This window comes from Streptomyces sp. NPDC001796 (genome assembly GCF_042892355.1).
Classification (GTDB): Bacteria; Actinomycetota; Actinomycetes; order Streptomycetales; family Streptomycetaceae; genus Streptomyces.
In genome coordinates this window covers 51,362-65,125 of record NZ_JBIAUC010000006.1, presented here as the reverse complement: position 1 = coordinate 65,125, position 13,764 = coordinate 51,362, and the positions used below count along the sequence as shown (strand labels likewise).

Annotated in this window: 16 protein-coding genes; 7 read left to right on the top strand and 9 right to left on the bottom strand. The window is 69.3% G+C overall.

The features are described from left to right. Positions 1-20: 20 nt before the first annotated feature. On the bottom strand, positions 21-785 hold the full coding sequence (locus ACFYZE_RS14400; protein ID WP_388992610.1) for a decaprenylphospho-beta-D-erythro-pentofuranosid-2-ulose 2-reductase: 765 nt from the start codon (positions 783-785) through the stop codon (positions 21-23). Between the two features lie 147 nt (positions 786-932). On the opposite strand from ACFYZE_RS14400, the gene ACFYZE_RS14395 reads away from it, so the two are divergent. Next, complete coding sequence (locus ACFYZE_RS14395; RefSeq protein ID WP_388992608.1) at positions 933-1,892, top strand: YihY/virulence factor BrkB family protein; 960 nt, start codon at positions 933-935, stop codon at positions 1,890-1,892. On the opposite strand, the gene ACFYZE_RS14390 is transcribed toward ACFYZE_RS14395, so the two are convergent. Then, on the bottom strand, positions 1,795-3,063 hold the full coding sequence (locus tag ACFYZE_RS14390; RefSeq protein WP_388992605.1) for a D-alanyl-D-alanine carboxypeptidase family protein: 1,269 nt from the start codon (positions 3,061-3,063) through the stop codon (positions 1,795-1,797). The two genes, ACFYZE_RS14395 and ACFYZE_RS14390, sit on opposite strands and share 98 nt — an antisense overlap. Positions 3,064-3,166: 103 nt before the next feature. On the opposite strand from ACFYZE_RS14390, the gene ACFYZE_RS14385 reads away from it, so the two are divergent. Together ACFYZE_RS14385 and ACFYZE_RS14380 are read left to right on the top strand one after the other, a co-directional pair. Then, entirely contained in the window at positions 3,167-3,409 is a 243-nt protein-coding gene (locus tag ACFYZE_RS14385) for an SCO4848 family membrane protein (RefSeq protein WP_103837560.1), read from the top strand. Between the two features lie 17 nt (positions 3,410-3,426). Then, the gene (locus ACFYZE_RS14380; RefSeq protein WP_388992602.1) at positions 3,427-4,683 is read left to right on the top strand and encodes a metallophosphoesterase; all 1,257 of its coding nucleotides are present in this window, start codon (positions 3,427-3,429) and stop codon (positions 4,681-4,683) included. Between the two features lie 72 nt (positions 4,684-4,755). Here the strand turns inward: ACFYZE_RS14380 and ACFYZE_RS14375 are convergent, their stop codons facing one another. Further along, a complete protein-coding gene (locus ACFYZE_RS14375; RefSeq protein ID WP_388992599.1) occupies positions 4,756-5,190 on the bottom strand; it encodes a hypothetical protein in 435 nt (144 codons plus the stop codon). A 341-nt stretch (positions 5,191-5,531) separates the two neighbouring features. Between ACFYZE_RS14375 and ACFYZE_RS14370 the strand changes: the two genes are divergently transcribed. From ACFYZE_RS14370 to ACFYZE_RS14355, 4 genes are all read left to right on the top strand, one after another. Then, on the top strand, positions 5,532-7,088 hold the full coding sequence (locus ACFYZE_RS14370; RefSeq protein ID WP_388992596.1) for an ABC transporter substrate-binding protein: 1,557 nt from the start codon (positions 5,532-5,534) through the stop codon (positions 7,086-7,088). 133 nt (positions 7,089-7,221) lie between these two features. Next, a complete protein-coding gene (locus ACFYZE_RS14365) occupies positions 7,222-7,608 on the top strand; it encodes a TM2 domain-containing protein (protein ID WP_263231565.1) in 387 nt (128 codons plus the stop codon). A gap of 7 nt (positions 7,609-7,615) precedes the next feature. Next, on the top strand, positions 7,616-8,008 hold the full coding sequence (locus ACFYZE_RS14360) for a DUF2752 domain-containing protein (RefSeq protein WP_388992593.1): 393 nt from the start codon (positions 7,616-7,618) through the stop codon (positions 8,006-8,008). Between the two features lie 271 nt (positions 8,009-8,279). Continuing rightward, complete coding sequence (locus tag ACFYZE_RS14355) at positions 8,280-8,543, top strand: TM2 domain-containing protein (RefSeq protein WP_388992591.1); 264 nt, start codon at positions 8,280-8,282, stop codon at positions 8,541-8,543. Positions 8,544-8,555: 12 nt separating this feature from the next. On the opposite strand, the gene ACFYZE_RS14350 is transcribed toward ACFYZE_RS14355, so the two are convergent. The 6 genes from ACFYZE_RS14350 to ACFYZE_RS14325 form a co-directional block, all read right to left on the bottom strand. Next, positions 8,556-9,173: a Uma2 family endonuclease gene (locus ACFYZE_RS14350; protein ID WP_388992588.1), complete on the bottom strand. Its 618-nt coding sequence runs from the start codon at positions 9,171-9,173 to the stop codon at positions 8,556-8,558. A gap of 156 nt (positions 9,174-9,329) precedes the next feature. Then, positions 9,330-10,100 (bottom strand): succinate dehydrogenase iron-sulfur subunit, encoded by a 771-nt coding sequence (locus ACFYZE_RS14345; protein ID WP_388992585.1) that lies wholly within the window; start codon positions 10,098-10,100, stop codon positions 9,330-9,332. Further along, complete coding sequence (gene sdhA / locus ACFYZE_RS14340; RefSeq protein WP_388992582.1) at positions 10,100-11,854, bottom strand: succinate dehydrogenase flavoprotein subunit; 1,755 nt, start codon at positions 11,852-11,854, stop codon at positions 10,100-10,102. Before sdhA ends, ACFYZE_RS14345 begins: the two co-directional genes overlap by 1 nt. Before the next feature lie 19 nt (positions 11,855-11,873). After that, positions 11,874-12,356 carry a succinate dehydrogenase hydrophobic membrane anchor subunit gene (locus ACFYZE_RS14335; RefSeq protein WP_388992579.1) on the bottom strand — a complete coding sequence of 161 codons (483 nt, stop codon included), beginning with the start codon at positions 12,354-12,356 and terminating at the stop codon, positions 11,874-11,876. Positions 12,357-12,361: 5 nt separating this feature from the next. Next, entirely contained in the window at positions 12,362-12,742 is a 381-nt protein-coding gene (sdhC, locus tag ACFYZE_RS14330; protein ID WP_103837432.1) for a succinate dehydrogenase, cytochrome b556 subunit, read from the bottom strand. Positions 12,743-13,007: 265 nt separating this feature from the next. Then, positions 13,008-13,610, bottom strand: coding sequence for a 2-oxo-4-hydroxy-4-carboxy-5-ureidoimidazoline decarboxylase (locus ACFYZE_RS14325; RefSeq protein ID WP_388992576.1), 603 nt, complete (start codon positions 13,608-13,610; stop codon positions 13,008-13,010). Positions 13,611-13,764 lie beyond the last annotated feature (154 nt).

The following is a 13,764-nucleotide window of genomic DNA, read 5'->3' as shown; positions in this document are numbered from 1 at the left end:
TGCTCCTGCTCCTGGGCGACCTAGACGGGCAGCCGCCGGAACAATGGTCGCGGAAGGTGCCGCAGGACGGCCATGACCAGGCGCAGGACGCCGGGGACCCACACCACCTCCGACCGTCTGCGCAGCCCCAGTTCGATCGCCGTGGCGACCTCCTCCGGCGTGGTGGAGAGCGGCTCCGGCTCCGTGGCCGCCGTACGGCGCGTACGGACGTGCGCGGGGCGTACGACCATGACGTGCGCGCCCGTGCCGTACAGCGCGTCGCCCAGGCCCTGCGCGAACACGTCGAGCCCCGCCTTGCTGGAGCCGTACAGGAAGTCCCGGCGGCGGGCGCGCTCCCCGGCGGCCGACGACAGCACCACCATCGAGCCGTGGCCCTGCGTCTGAAGGGCCCGGGCGCACACCAGCCCCGCCGTGACCGCGCCCGTGTAGTTGGTCTGTGCGACGCGCGCCGCGGCCACCGGGTCGCGTTCGTCGGTCGCCTGGTCGCCGAGCACGCCGAACGCGAGCAGCACCAGGTCGATCTCTCCCTCCGCGAACACCTTGCCGAGCGCCGCCTCGTGCGCTTCGGGATCGAGGGCGTCGAAGGGGAGGGTGCGGGTGTCGGCGCCGAGCGCCCGCAGATGCTCGGCGGCGGCCTCCAGCGCGGGGGAGGGCCGCCCCGCCAGCCATACGGTACGGGTGCGGCGGGCGACCAGGCGGCGGGCTGTGGCCAGGGCGATCTGCGACGTGCCGCCCAGGATCAGCAGGGACTGGGGCAGGCGGTGGGCGTCCTTCGCGGCAGACATGACCGCGACCGTATCGTGATTAAACGGGCATAACCTCTCCATATCTCTCCTCTGTGCGGCTCCTCACTGAAATGGGCGATGCGGGGAAGCCGGATACAGACCGGAGTACCGGGGTACAGACCGGGTTCACGCGGGGAGGGACGGATCATGGACTGGCTGAAAGGACTCCCCGGCATCGGGCCACTGGTCACGCGCCTGATGGCCACGCACGCCTGGCGCTCCTATGAACGACTGGACCGCGTGAAGTGGACCCGGCTCGCCGCCGCGATGACGTTCGTCAGCTTCGTGGCGCTCTTCCCGCTGCTCACCGTCGCCGCCGCGATCGGCGCCGCGACGCTCAGCCAGGCCCAGCAGAACACCGTGCAGAAGAAGATCGCCGAGCAGTTCCCGGGCATCTCCAGCCAGCTCGACATACACGGCCTGGTGCAGAACGCCGGTACCGTCGGCGTGATCGCCGGGGCCGTGCTGCTGTTCACCGGAATCGGCTGGGTGGGCCAGATGCGGGACTGCCTGCGCGCGGTGTGGGAGCTGCCGGACGACACCGCGAACCCCCTGGTGCGCACGCTCAAGGACGGGCTGGTGCTGGTCGGCCTCGGCGGCGCGGTCGTCGTCACCCTCGCCACCTCCACCGTCGCCACCGCGCTGGTCGACTGGATGGCCCGGCAGCTCGGCCTCGAGGACGGCTGGGGCAGTGTCCTGCTGCGGATCGCCGCCTTCGCCGTCTCCGTCCTCGCCGACTTCCTCGTCCTGCTCTACGTCCTCACCCTGCTGCCCGGCGTGGAGCCGGGGCGGCGCCGTCTGCTCGTCGCCGCCCTGATCGGCGCGGTCGGTTTCGAACTGCTCAAACTGCTGCTCAGCGGGTACATCCAGGGCGTCGCCGGGAAGAGCATGTACGGCGCTTTCGGCGTGCCCGTCGCGCTGCTGCTGTGGATCAACTTCACCTCCAAGCTCGTGCTGTTCTGCGCCGCCTGGACGGCGACGCAGAGCAAGGAGAAGGAGGCGGAGCAGGTCAGGGACGCGTCCGGCGACGTACCAGATCGGGCAGCGGCCAGCGGCGGTTCACCAGGAACGCCCCCGCGCCCAGCAGCACCAGAAGGCCGGCCGTGATGCCGAGCGCCACGCCCACCCCGCTGGAGCCGCCCTCCCGCACCGAGGCCGCCACCGGCTTGCCGGGCCCGCCGGCCGCGGCGGCGGGGGACGGTGTCCCGCTGGGGTCCGTGCCCGAGGTGGCGCTCTTCGGCGCGACCAGCTCGCCCACGGGCGTCACCTTGCCGGCGGCGCCGAAGCCCCAGTCGAGCAGCCGGGCGGCCTCCTTGTAGACCTCGTTGTGGTCGTGCTTCTCCGGGTTCATGACCGTCACGAGCAGCACCTTGCCGTTGCGCTCGGCGACCCCCGTGAAGGTCGCGCCCGCGTTGGTGGTGTTGCCGTTCTTCACGCCCGCGATACCCCGGTACGGGGTCATGTCGTAGTCGCCGGCCAGCAGCCGGTTGGTGTTCTGGATCTCGAACGACCCGCGGGACTTCTTGCCGCCCTTCTGGGTGGTCTCCCCCGGGAACGTGGCCCGCACCGTCGAGCAGTAGTCGCGGAAGTCCTTCTTCTGAAGCCCGGAGCGGGCGATCAGGGTGAGGTCGTACGCCGACGACACCTGCCCCTGGGCGTCGTAGCCGTCCGGGCTGACCACGTGCGTGTCGAGCGCCTGCAGCTCCTCGGCGTGCGCCTGCATGTCCTGCACGGTCTGCGGGACGCCGCCGTTCATCGCCGACAGCGCGTGCACGGCGTCGTTGCCGGAGCGCAGGAACACGCCGAGCCACAGGTCGTGGACGGTGTAGGTCTCGCCCTCCTTTATCCCGACCAGGCTGGATCCGGTCCCCATGCCGGCCAGATCGGAGGGGAGCACCTTGTGCGTCTCGCTCGCCGGGAACTTCGGCAGCACGGTGTCCGCGAACAGCATCTTCAGGGTGCTCGCCGGGGGCAGCCGCCAGTGCGCGTTGTGGGCGGCGAGGACGTCACCGGACTCGGCGTCGGCGACGATCCAGGAGCGCGCGGTGACGTCCTTGGGCAGCACCGGCGCACCGCTGCCCAGGTTCACCTGGGTGCCCGGCCTGCCGAGCTGCTCGCCGCCGACGGTCGACATCACGGCCGGAGGGGTGGCCGAGGGCGACGCCGCCGGGGTCTTCGGGGCCGCGAACGCGGTCGCCGGTGCGGCGAGCGAGAGGGACAGCACGACAGTGGAGGCGACCGGCAGGCGGCGCCCGACGATCTTCTTCAAGGCGGACACGACCGCGAAGGTACCGGGCGCCGACAGGGAAGTCCCGCCCCGTCCCGGCCGTTGCCGCGCACCCGCGGGCGAGTGCCCGCCGACGACCCGCGATACTGAAGGCATGAAGCTCAGCCGCCCCGTCTCCTGGTTCCTGCTCGCCTTCGGGGTGTGGAGCTGGGTCATCTGGATCACTTTCGTCAAAAACCTCTGGAAGGACGGCAGCGGACTCGCGTTCGACGACGCGGGGAATCCGACGGCGTACTTCTGGGTGCACCTGACGCTCGCCGTCGTCTCCTTTGTCCTTGGGACTGTCATCGGCGTCATTGGGTTGCGCGGACTGCGCGCGCTGCGGCGAACGTCATAGCGGACGGGGACGACACCGTGGTCGTCGTCTTCGCGTTGGCCGCGCTCGCCGTCCTCGCCGCGCTGGTCGCCCTGCACTGGTACGCCTGGCGCCGGTTGGTCCGCGACACGACCCGCGGTCCGGGCCCGGCCCGCCGTATCGGCACGGCGGTGTTCGTCGCCGGACCGGTGGTGATGGTCGCGGCCCTGGTCGCCGAGCGCGCCGGCGCCCCGTTCTGGCTGCAACGTGTCCTCGGCTGGCCCGGCTTCCTGTGGATGGCGCTGACGCTGTACCTGCTGCTGGCACTGGTGGCGGGGGAGTTGGTACGACCGCTGGTGCGGCACCTGGTGGAGCGCCGGGCGCGGGCGGAGGAGAGGGCACCGGTACCGGCAGCCGTGCCGGCGGGACCGGCGCCCGCGGAGCCGGAGCCCGCGGACCCGGAACCCGCGCCGCCACAGGAACGGTCCGCCCCGTCCAGGCGCCTGTTCGTCTCCCGGGTCGTCGGCGGAGCGGTGGTCGCGGCCGCGGCTGGCACGGTGGGCTACGGCACCTACGGCGTCCTGCGCGGCCCCGCCGTGAAGCGGGTCACGGTGCCGCTGGCCAAACTGCCCCGCGCCGCCCACGGTTTCCGCATCGCGGTGGTGAGCGACATCCACCTGGGCCCCGTGCTGGGCAGGGGCTTCGCGCAGAAGGTCGTGGACACGATCAACTCGACCCAGCCCGACCTGATCGCGGTCGTCGGCGACCTGGTCGACGGCAGCGTCAAGGACCTGGGCCCGGCGGCGGCCCCGCTGTCCCGGCTGAAGGCCCGTCACGGCAGCTACTTCGTGACGGGCAACCACGAGTACTTCTCGGGCGCGGACCAGTGGGTGGAGGAGGTACGCCGGCTGGGCCTGCACCCCCTGGAGAACGCCCGCACGGAACTGCCCGCGTTCGACCTGGCCGGGGTCAACGACCTGGCGGGCGAGAGCGAGGGCGAGGGCCCTGACTTCACCAAGGCGCTCGGCGACCGCGACACCTCACGTGCGGTCGTCCTCCTGGCCCACCAGCCGCTGCAGATCCACGAGGCGGTCAGGCACCACGTGGACCTGCAGCTCTCCGGCCACACCCACGGCGGCCAGCTCTGGCCGGGCAACTTCGTCGCGGCCGCCGCCAACCCCACGGTCGCCGGCCTGGACCGCTACGGCGACACGCAGCTGTATGTGTCGAGGGGAGCGGGGGCCTGGGGGCCGCCGACGCGGGTGGGGGCACCGAGTGACATCACGGTGGTGGAACTGGCGTCGAAGCAGGCCTGAAACGGAGGGTGCCGGCTCCTTGCCGGAGCCGGCACCTCACGGGGAGACACTCACCCGGTGTCGCGCTGGGCGTTACGACGCGCAGTACGCGAAGGTGGTGAAAGGCTCGGCCGTCGTGGTGCTGAAGTTGTGGACCGCGTTCCGCCACGTGTCGCCCGGGGTGTTGGTGGTCGCCTGCCTGAAGGCGAACACGCCGACATCGACTGCCTGGGTTCCGTCGAAGCCGCCGGAAATCGCCTGCTCACCGGCCGGGCACACGGCGTCGACGTTGGTGAACACGACGTTGTTGCCCTGCGGAGGCACCTGGACGGTGCGCGACACTTCGTGGACCTTGACCTTGCAGTCCTTGTCGCCGCCGCCCGAGGACAGGCCGTCCATCACGTTCCTGTGGCCGCTGTCGCAACCCCCCGACAGATGCGCGCGCTGCCCAACGGGAGCGGTCTGCCCCGCCGCCATGGCGGGTGCTGCGGCTCCGGCAGCCATCACCAGCGCGAGGGAGGCGATCACACCGCCCCTTCTGATCCTGTGCTCACAACTCACGTAGTTGCTCCTTATTTCCATCAGTTCGGGAGGCTTTCCCGGACTGAGGAGAGCTTGCCTGGCCGACGGGGCATGCAGGGGTGTGCCTTGACGGAGCCCGGTGAAGTACCAGCTCATCGGCTTAACGCGTGCCGCCGATTGGTGGGTGCCGTGGGGAGCGGGCGGTGGCCGAAACCTGACGGAAACAACCTCTGGGTAAGTTCTCTCTCATCTTCAACTAATGCCTCTTCCCCCACTTGAAACGCCGTGGTTAGGTGATCACCGCCACAGGGGAGTGGTATGCGCTGAGGGCCTGGGGAGGGGCGCCGATGCGATCGGTTCGCATGCGGATTCTTGCGGCTGTGCTGGTATTGGCAGGCGCGGGAGTGGGCGGGTGGCAGTTGCTGCCGGCCAAGGAGAACACCAACAGGACCATCACGGTCGGGACGACGGACGCCGTCACGTCACTCGATCCGGCGGGTGCCTATGACGCCGGATCGTGGGCGTTGTTCAGCAGCGTTTTCCAGTCACTGCTGACCTTCGAGCCCAACGGTGTCCAGCCGGTGCCGGACGCGGCCCGGAGCTGCGACTTCGTCGGGACCGACCTGAAGACGTACCGCTGCACGCTGCGCAACGACCTGACGTTCCCCAGCGGGCGCGCCATGACTGCCGAAGACGTCAAATACTCCTTCGACCGGGTCAAGCGCATCAACTCCGACGTCGGTCCCGCGACCCTCCTCGACACCCTCCGCTCGGTGGACGCGAGCGGGCTGACCGTGACCTTCCACCTGTCCACGCCGGACGCGACCTTCCCGTTCAAGGTGGCCACCGGTGCCGGCTCCATCGTCGACCGCACCAAGTACCCGCAGGACAAGCTGCGCACCGACAACGGTGTCGACGGGACCGGGCCGTACACCCTGACGTCGTACACGAAGGACAAGACGGCCCACCTCGCCCCGAACAAGCACTACGAGGGCGACGTCAAGGGAACCGGTCGGCCCATCGAGCTGCGGTACTACGCCGACCCCGGCGCCCTGGAGAAGGCGTGGAAGGCGAAGGACGTCGATGTCGCCACCCGTCAGCTGCCGCCCTCCGTGCTGGCCGCCCTCTCACCGAGCGACCCCAACCAGCGTGTCAGCGAGGCCGACAGCGCGGAGATCCGCAACCTCGTCCTCAACACCTCCGCGAGCTCGCCCCTGCACGACCGCCGTGTCCGCCAGGCCATCGCCGCGGTCATCGACCGCGAGGAACTGGTCGACAAGGTGTACGAGGGAACGACGGACCCGCTGTACTCGCTGATCCCGGCGGGTATCACCGGGCACACCACCTCGTTCTTCGACGACTATCCCAAGCCCGACGCCAGGAAGGCCCGGGCCCTGCTCACCGCCGCGGGCGTGAGCGGGCCCGTCCACTTCACCTACGGCTATGCGCAGGGCCGCGGCGCCGCCGCCGAGGAGGCCGCCGACCTCAAGCGGCAACTCGAGGCGACCGGGCTGTTCAAGGTCGACGTCAAGGGCTACGAGTGGACCGACTTCCAGAAGCGGTACGCGAGCGGCAAGCTCGACGCGTACGCCATCGGCTGGGTCGCCGACTTCCCGGACCCGGACACCTTCACGGCCCCGCTCATCGGCACCGGCAACAGCATGAAGAACGGCTACAGCAACAAGCAGGTCGACGGTCTGATCCTGGACAGCCAGCGCTACTCCGACCGCAGCCGGACCGCCGACGACTTCCAGCACATCCAGCAGATCGTGGCGCAGGACGTCCCTCTGATCCCGCTGTGGCAGCGCAAGGAGTACGTGGTCAGCAGTAACGACATCGGCGGCGGCCAGTACCTGTCGGACGGCACGGGCGTCTTCCGCCTCTGGCGGCTGAGCTGGATCTGACCGACCGGCAGGACGTGTTGTGCGAGGCGCCCCCGGCTTCTGAGCTCGGGGGCGTCTCGGGCATGATGACCGGGCTCATTTCGTCTTGTCGTATCTTCGCGGGGCTCCCCGCAACCGGTCCCAGGAGCAGTCCTTGAGCGAACAGCCGCAGCAGCCCGGTCCCTACGGTTACGGGTACCCGAACCAGCCCCCGGGCCCGCCGCCTGGGTACGGGTATCCGCAGTACGGGTATGCGCCTGGCGCCGTGCCGCCCGGGATGTACACCGGCGACCCCAACGCCCCGTACGGCTACGACCCCTACGGCCGCCCCTACTCCGACAAGTCGAAGATCGTCGCCGGTGTGCTGCAGTTCGTCCTCGGCACCTTCGGCGTCGGGCGCTTCTACATCGGCAACGTCGGGCTGGGCCTCGCCCAGCTCTTCACCTGCGGCGGCCTCGGCATCTGGGCGCTGATCGACGGCATCATCCTGCTGACGGGCAGCAACCAGACCGACTCCCAGGGCCGCGTCCTGCGCGGCTGAGGACCCGGTGTCTCCCCAGTCCGTACTGCGGCACCCGGCGGCGGCGCCCCTGGCGGTACTCGCCGCCGGGGCGGCCGGGGCCGGCTATCTGTACGTCACCGATCCGCACGAGCCCGGGCACCTGCTGCCCCAGTGCCCGTTCCGGCTCCTCACGGGGCTGCTCTGCCCCGCCTGCGGCGGCACCCGCATGGTGTACGACCTGATGCACGGTCACTTCACCGAGGCGTGGCTGGACAACAGGGCGCTGCTGCTCGCCTCGCCGTACGCACTCGCTCTGCTGGGCCGTTGGGCGATCGAAGGGCTGCGAGGCCGTCGTTGGCAGCCACAACTGAGCACGCGGGCGCAGGTGCTGGTCCTGGGGCTGGCGCTGGCGTGGACGGTCGTTCGTAACGCCTTCTAGCGGACGGGGGTTGAGTCGCGTCGGCTTGATGTGACCGTCGGCTGCCCAAACTTGATCACGGAACAGGAACAATCATTCACACCCTCTCCCGCCCTTGCGCTCTCTCTACCTAAGCTCCCAGCTCGCAGGGGGGACGACGGCAGAAGAACTCCGACCGGATCCCGGTCGGATCTCTCATTCCAACTTCGTGGCGGGATCCCTCCTGGCCTCATTCCGGAGTCAACCATTCCGGTTCTCCGTGATCCGCTACGGCACTTCCAGGAGCAGTCCCATGACCGTCCCCACCCCCGAGGCTCCCTACGGCGTCGACCCGCAGGGCCGCCCGTACTCCGACAAGTCCAAGATCGTCGCGGGACTCCTGCAGATCTTCCTGGGCGGCCTCGGCATCGGCCGCTTCTACGTCGGCTCGGTCGGCGTGGGCATCGCCCAGCTGCTCACCTGCGGCGGCTTCGGCCTCTGGGCGCTGATCGACGGCATCCTGTTCCTGACGAGCAACGACCGCACGGACAAGCAGGGGCGGGTACTGCGGGGCTGACGGGCGGGGCCCCTACTGGGCCCTCTGCTGGCCGGCCTTCAGGATCTCGGCCACGTCCAGCGTGACTTCGGCGCCGATGGAGCCGGGGAGGGTCACGGTCTCGCCGGGAGCGTACGGACGATGGTTCTCGTACCCGTTCCCGGCGGGGTCCGTGAGGACGTGGAGGCGCTGGTGCTTGCGGTCCACGACGACGTAGACGGGCACCTTCGCCTCGGCGTAGGCGGCGACCTTGGTCTTGAGGTCGTTCTTCCAGTTGCTGGACGTGACCTCGAGGACGAGGCGGAAGCAGACCGGGTCGTAGCAGTTGTTCTCGACGAAGTGGTCGTCGATGTCCGCGTCGACCACCACCAGGTCGGGGATGGCATAGTCCTCCGCGTCGGAGGGCAGCCAGAGACCGACGTTCTGGAGGACCTCCGTTTCGCCACCGTGCAGGCCGGCCGCGATGAACGGGATCATGAGGCTGGTCAGGGCTCGAGCGTGGGGAGCATCCGGGGACGGGGTCACGAGGAGATGGCCTCCGATGATCTCGACGCGGTAGCCCGGATGGCGCTCCATGATCTCGTCGGCGATGGTCGTGAGGCTGACCGGCTCTTCGTGCTCGAAGGGCTGCTCGACGGATGCTGCGGACATCAGGTGCCTCCCGTGGGCTGGTGTCGAGAGCATCATCGTAGGCCGGGCGACGCCCGGGCGTCCTTCGCAGCCACGTTCACCCGATGGTGTGGCATATGCCCGAGGGCCCCGTATCCAGCGGAAACGGGGCCCTCGGTGACGTGCGGCGAGGAGACGTCAGAGACGGCGGGTGATCAGCGCCCGCTTGACCTCCTGGATCGCCTTCGTGACCTCGATGCCGCGCGGGCACGCGTCCGTGCAGTTGAACGTCGTGCGGCAGCGCCACACGCCGTCCTTGTCGTTCAGGATCTCCAGCCGCTGCTCGCCGGCCTCGTCACGCGAGTCGAAGATGAAGCGGTGCGCGTTGACGATGGCCGCAGGCCCGAAGTACTGGCCGTCGTTCCAGAACACCGGGCAGGAGGTCGTGCAGGCCGCGCACAGGATGCACTTCGTCGTGTCGTCGAAGCGCTCGCGGTCCTCGGCCGACTGCAGACGCTCGCGTGTCGGCTCGTTCGTCTCCTTGGTGATCAGGAACGGCATCACGTCCCGGTACGCCTGGAAGAACGGCTCCATGTCCACGACCAGGTCCTTCAGGACCGTCAGGCCCTTTATGGGCTCGATCGTGATCGGCTTCTCGGGGTTGATGTCCTTGATCAGCGTCTTGCACGCGAGGCGGTTCTTGCCGTTGATCCGCATGGCGTCCGAGCCGCAGATGCCGTGCGCGCAGGACCGGCGGAAGGTCAGCGACCCGTCCAGGTCCCACTTGATCTTGTGCAGACCGTCGAGGACGCGCTCCTTGGGGTCGATCTCCAGCTGGAAGTCCTGCCAGGTCGCCTCGGCCGAGACCTCGGGGTTGTAGCGGCGGACGCGGAAGGTGACCGTGATGTAGGGGGACGCCGCCGAGCCCGAAGCGCCCGCCTCGGCCTTGTCCAGAACAGGGGTAGCCATCAGTACTTACGCTCCATCGGCTGGTAGCGGGTCTGGACGACCGGCTTGTAGTCGAGACGGATGGACTCGGTGCCGTCGTCGCCCACCTCGCGGTACGCCATGGTGTGGCGCATGAAGTTGACGTCGTCGCGGTTCGGGTAGTCCTCGCGGTAGTGACCGCCGCGGGACTCCTTGCGGGCCAGCGCCGAGACCGCCATGACCTCGGCGAGGTCCAGCAGGTTGCCCAGCTCGACGGCCTCCAGCAGGTCCGTGTTGAACCGCTTGCCCTTGTCCTGGATCGCCACGTTCTTGTAGCGCTCCTTGAGCTCGGCGATCTTCTCGACCGCCGTCTTGATCGTCTGCTCGGTGCGGAACACCATGACGTTCGCGTCCATGGTCTCCTGCAGCTCACGGCGCAGTTCCGCCACGCGCTCGTTGCCCGTGGAGTTGCGCAGCCGCTCGATCTGCGCGACGACGAGCGACTCCGGGTTCTCCGGCAGCTCGACGAAGTCCGCCGTCTGGGAGTACTCGGCGGCGGCGATGCCCGCCCGCTTGCCGAACACGTTGATGTCCAGCAGCGAGTTCGTGCCGAGGCGGTTGGCGCCGTGCACGGACACGCAGGCGACCTCGCCGGCCGCGTACAGACCCGGGACGACCGTGGTGTTGTCCGCGAGGACCTCACCCTGGACGTTCGTCGGGATGCCGCCCATCGCGTAGTGCGCGGTCGGCTGGATCGGGATCGGGTCCGTGTAGGGCTCGATGCCGAGGTACGTACGGGCGAACTCGGTGATGTCGGGCAGCTTGGCGTCCAGCTGCTCCGGCGGCAGGTGGGTGAGGTCCAGGTAGACGTGGTCGCCCTCGGGACCGCAGCCGCGGCCCTCGCGGATCTCCGTGTAGATGGAGCGCGAGACGACGTCACGGGAGGCGAGGTCCTTCATGACCGGCGCGTACTTCTCCATGAAGCGCTCGCCGTCCTTGTTGCGGAGGATGCCGCCCTCACCGCGCGCACCCTCGGTCAGGAGGATGCCCATGCGCCAGATGCCGGTCGGGTGGAACTGGAAGAACTCCATGTCCTCCAGCGGGATGCCCCGCCGGTACACCGCCGCCTGGCCGTCACCGGTCAGCGTGTGCGCGTTCGACGTCACCTTGAAGAACTTGCCACAGCCGCCGGAGGCGTAGATCACGGCCTTCGCCTGGAAGATGTGGATCTCGCCGGTCGCCAGCTCGTACGCCACCACACCGGCCGAACGCCTGACGCCGTCGACCTCGGTGATCAGCTGGTCCAGGACGTAGAACTCGTTGAAGAACTCCACGCCCTCCTTGACGCAGTTCTGGTACAGCGTCTGGAGGATCATGTGGCCGGTGCGGTCGGCCGCGTAGCAGGAGCGGCGGACCGGGGCCTCGCCGTGGTTGCGGGAGTGACCGCCGAAGCGGCGCTGGTCGATCGTCCCGTTGGGCGTCCGGTTGAACGGCAGGCCCATCTTCTCCAGGTCGAGGACGGAGTCGATGGCCTCCTTCGCCAGGATCTCGGCGGCGTCCTGGTCGACCAGGTAGTCACCGCCCTTGACCGTGTCGAAGGTGTGCCACTCCCAGTTGTCCTCCTCCACGTTGGCGAGCGCGGCGGCCATACCGCCCTGCGCGGCGCCCGTGTGGGAGCGGGTGGGGTAGAGCTTGGTCAGCACGGCGGTGCGGCTGCGCTTCGTCGACTCGATGGCGGCGCGCATACCGGCGCCACCGGCGCCGACGATGACGGTGTCGTACTTGTGGATCTTCATGATTCTCGCAGCCCCGTGCCTAGCGGATGTTCGGGTCGAAGGTGAAGATCACCAGCGTGCCCAGCAGGATGGTCCACACCGTGGCGGTGTACAGCAGGCCCTTCAGCCACAGGCGTGTGTTGGTCCGCTCGGCGTAGTCGTTGATGACCGTGCGCAGGCCGTTGGCGCCGTGCAGCATCGCGAGCCACAGCATCAGCAGGTCCCAGACCTGCCACCACGGGGAGGCCCAGCGGCCGGCCACGAAGGCGAAGCCGATCTTGGAGACACCGCCGTCCAGCACGAGCTGGATCAGCAGGTGGCCGATGACCAGGACGACCAGCACGATGCCGGACAGGCGCATGAACAGCCAGCCGTACATCTCGAAGTTGCCGCGGGTCGACTTCGGGGTCTTCCTCGTCCGCTTCCGGGGCGGCTCGATGACCGGCGCCGGGTTGTCGACGTCGTACAGCGGGGCACCCTCGACGGGGCCGATGCCGGAGGTGGTGGTTTCAGTGGTGGACATACGCGTCAGCTCCCGAAGAGTTCACGAGCGGCGTGGCCGAGGACGGGGTAGATGGCCCCGAGCATCAGCACGACCCAGACTCCGACGACGGTCCAGAGCATCTGCTTCTGGTAGCGCGGGCCCTTCGACCAGAAGTCGACCGCGATGACGCGGAGGCCGTTGAGCGCGTGGAAGAGGATGGCGGCGACGAGGCCGTACTCCAGAATCGCGACGATCGGTGTCTTGTACGTGGCCACGACCTTGTCGTAGGCCTCGGGGGAGACACGGACGAGAGCGGTGTCCAGCACGTGTACGAACAGGAAGAAGAAGATGAGGACGCCGGTGACTCGGTGAGCCACCCAGGACCACATTCCTTCCCGGCCGCGGTACAGCGTTCCAGCCGGCACGGAAGAACCCTCCGGGAGCGGGGACTAGGGCCGCGCCGGCTTTCTGTGTCGGTCGGGCCCGGCCGGGTACGGTCCACCGGCCCCCAGCATGGTAGCGACGGTTGCCTGCGGCGCTTACGGGGGGCCTGCCGGTGTGATCAATCAGGCACTCAAACGAGCACGGATGGCTCATCGGCCGGGCGGCCACTGGGGTGGGCCCCGTTGTTTTCTGCCGTGTGCGGGAGCTTTGTGGTTGTTCGCGCCCACGCGGCGCAGCCGCATGTCGTCACGGCGCGCGGCCCGGCACGGGCTGGTCGGAAAAGTCCCGTACCGAACGGGTCAGTCTCCCCCTCGCCAGGCGGCGCAGTTCCTCTGTCGCCAGGACCCGCTCCTCCTCGGGATCGTTCGCCAATCGTGATCGGATGGCCGCGAGGAGCTGGTCCAGCAACTCGTTCGGCGCCACCTCGTCCAGACAGATGATGAACACGTGTCCGAATTTGCTCTCGTATGCCGCGTGTGCCGCGCTCAGGGCGGTGTGGGCGGCGGAGTACGTGCCGTCGGGGAGCGGGGCGAGGGATTCCCCGGCCAGGGCCTCGGCGAGGTCCGCGGGGGCGAGGTCGTACGTCGCCTCGTCGGCCGCGGCGAGCAGGGCGCCGAGGTCCGGGTAGGGGCGGTGCTCGGCGACCCGGTGGGCCCAGCGCAGGCTGCGGCAGCAGGTGAGCAGGGCGCGCCGGACGTCGTCGGCGGGTGCGCGGTTGAACCGCTCAAGGCCCGTGGCGGCCTCGGTGCGGTGTTGCGCCGGGAGGGCGGTGTGGCCGGGGAGGTGCGGGAGACGGTGCGCGGACAGCGTGGGTCCTCGGCGGCTGGCGTGACGGCTCGTGCGCGCCACGTGCGGGTCGGCAGGGGATCGTGTGAGAAATGCGCCGCCACGTTAGCGACGGTGGTCGGGTCGGCGTCCAGTCGCTGCCCGGCTTTCACCCGGATGGGAGAGTTTCGGGGCCTCTCGTGGACACGTGGGCCGGACGGGGGTCGTAGCTTCGGAG

Coding starts and splice junctions, on each gene's coding strand:
- ACFYZE_RS14350 (WP_388992588.1), bottom strand. CDS start 9,173: ATGTCCGCAGCATCCGTCGAGCAGCCCTTCGAGCACGAAGAGCCGGTC.
- ACFYZE_RS14395 (WP_388992608.1), top strand. CDS start 933: ATGGACTGGCTGAAAGGACTCCCCGGCATCGGGCCACTGGTCACGCGC.
- ACFYZE_RS14385 (WP_103837560.1), top strand. CDS start 3,167: ATGAAGCTCAGCCGCCCCGTCTCCTGGTTCCTGCTCGCCTTCGGGGTG.
- ACFYZE_RS14370 (WP_388992596.1), top strand. CDS start 5,532: ATGCGATCGGTTCGCATGCGGATTCTTGCGGCTGTGCTGGTATTGGCA.
- ACFYZE_RS14345 (WP_388992585.1), bottom strand. CDS start 10,100: ATGGCTACCCCTGTTCTGGACAAGGCCGAGGCGGGCGCTTCGGGCTCG.
- ACFYZE_RS14335 (WP_388992579.1), bottom strand. CDS start 12,356: ATGTCCACCACTGAAACCACCACCTCCGGCATCGGCCCCGTCGAGGGT.
- sdhA (WP_388992582.1), bottom strand. CDS start 11,854: ATGAAGATCCACAAGTACGACACCGTCATCGTCGGCGCCGGTGGCGCC.
- ACFYZE_RS14355 (WP_388992591.1), top strand. CDS start 8,280: ATGACCGTCCCCACCCCCGAGGCTCCCTACGGCGTCGACCCGCAGGGC.
- ACFYZE_RS14400 (WP_388992610.1), bottom strand. CDS start 785: ATGTCTGCCGCGAAGGACGCCCACCGCCTGCCCCAGTCCCTGCTGATC.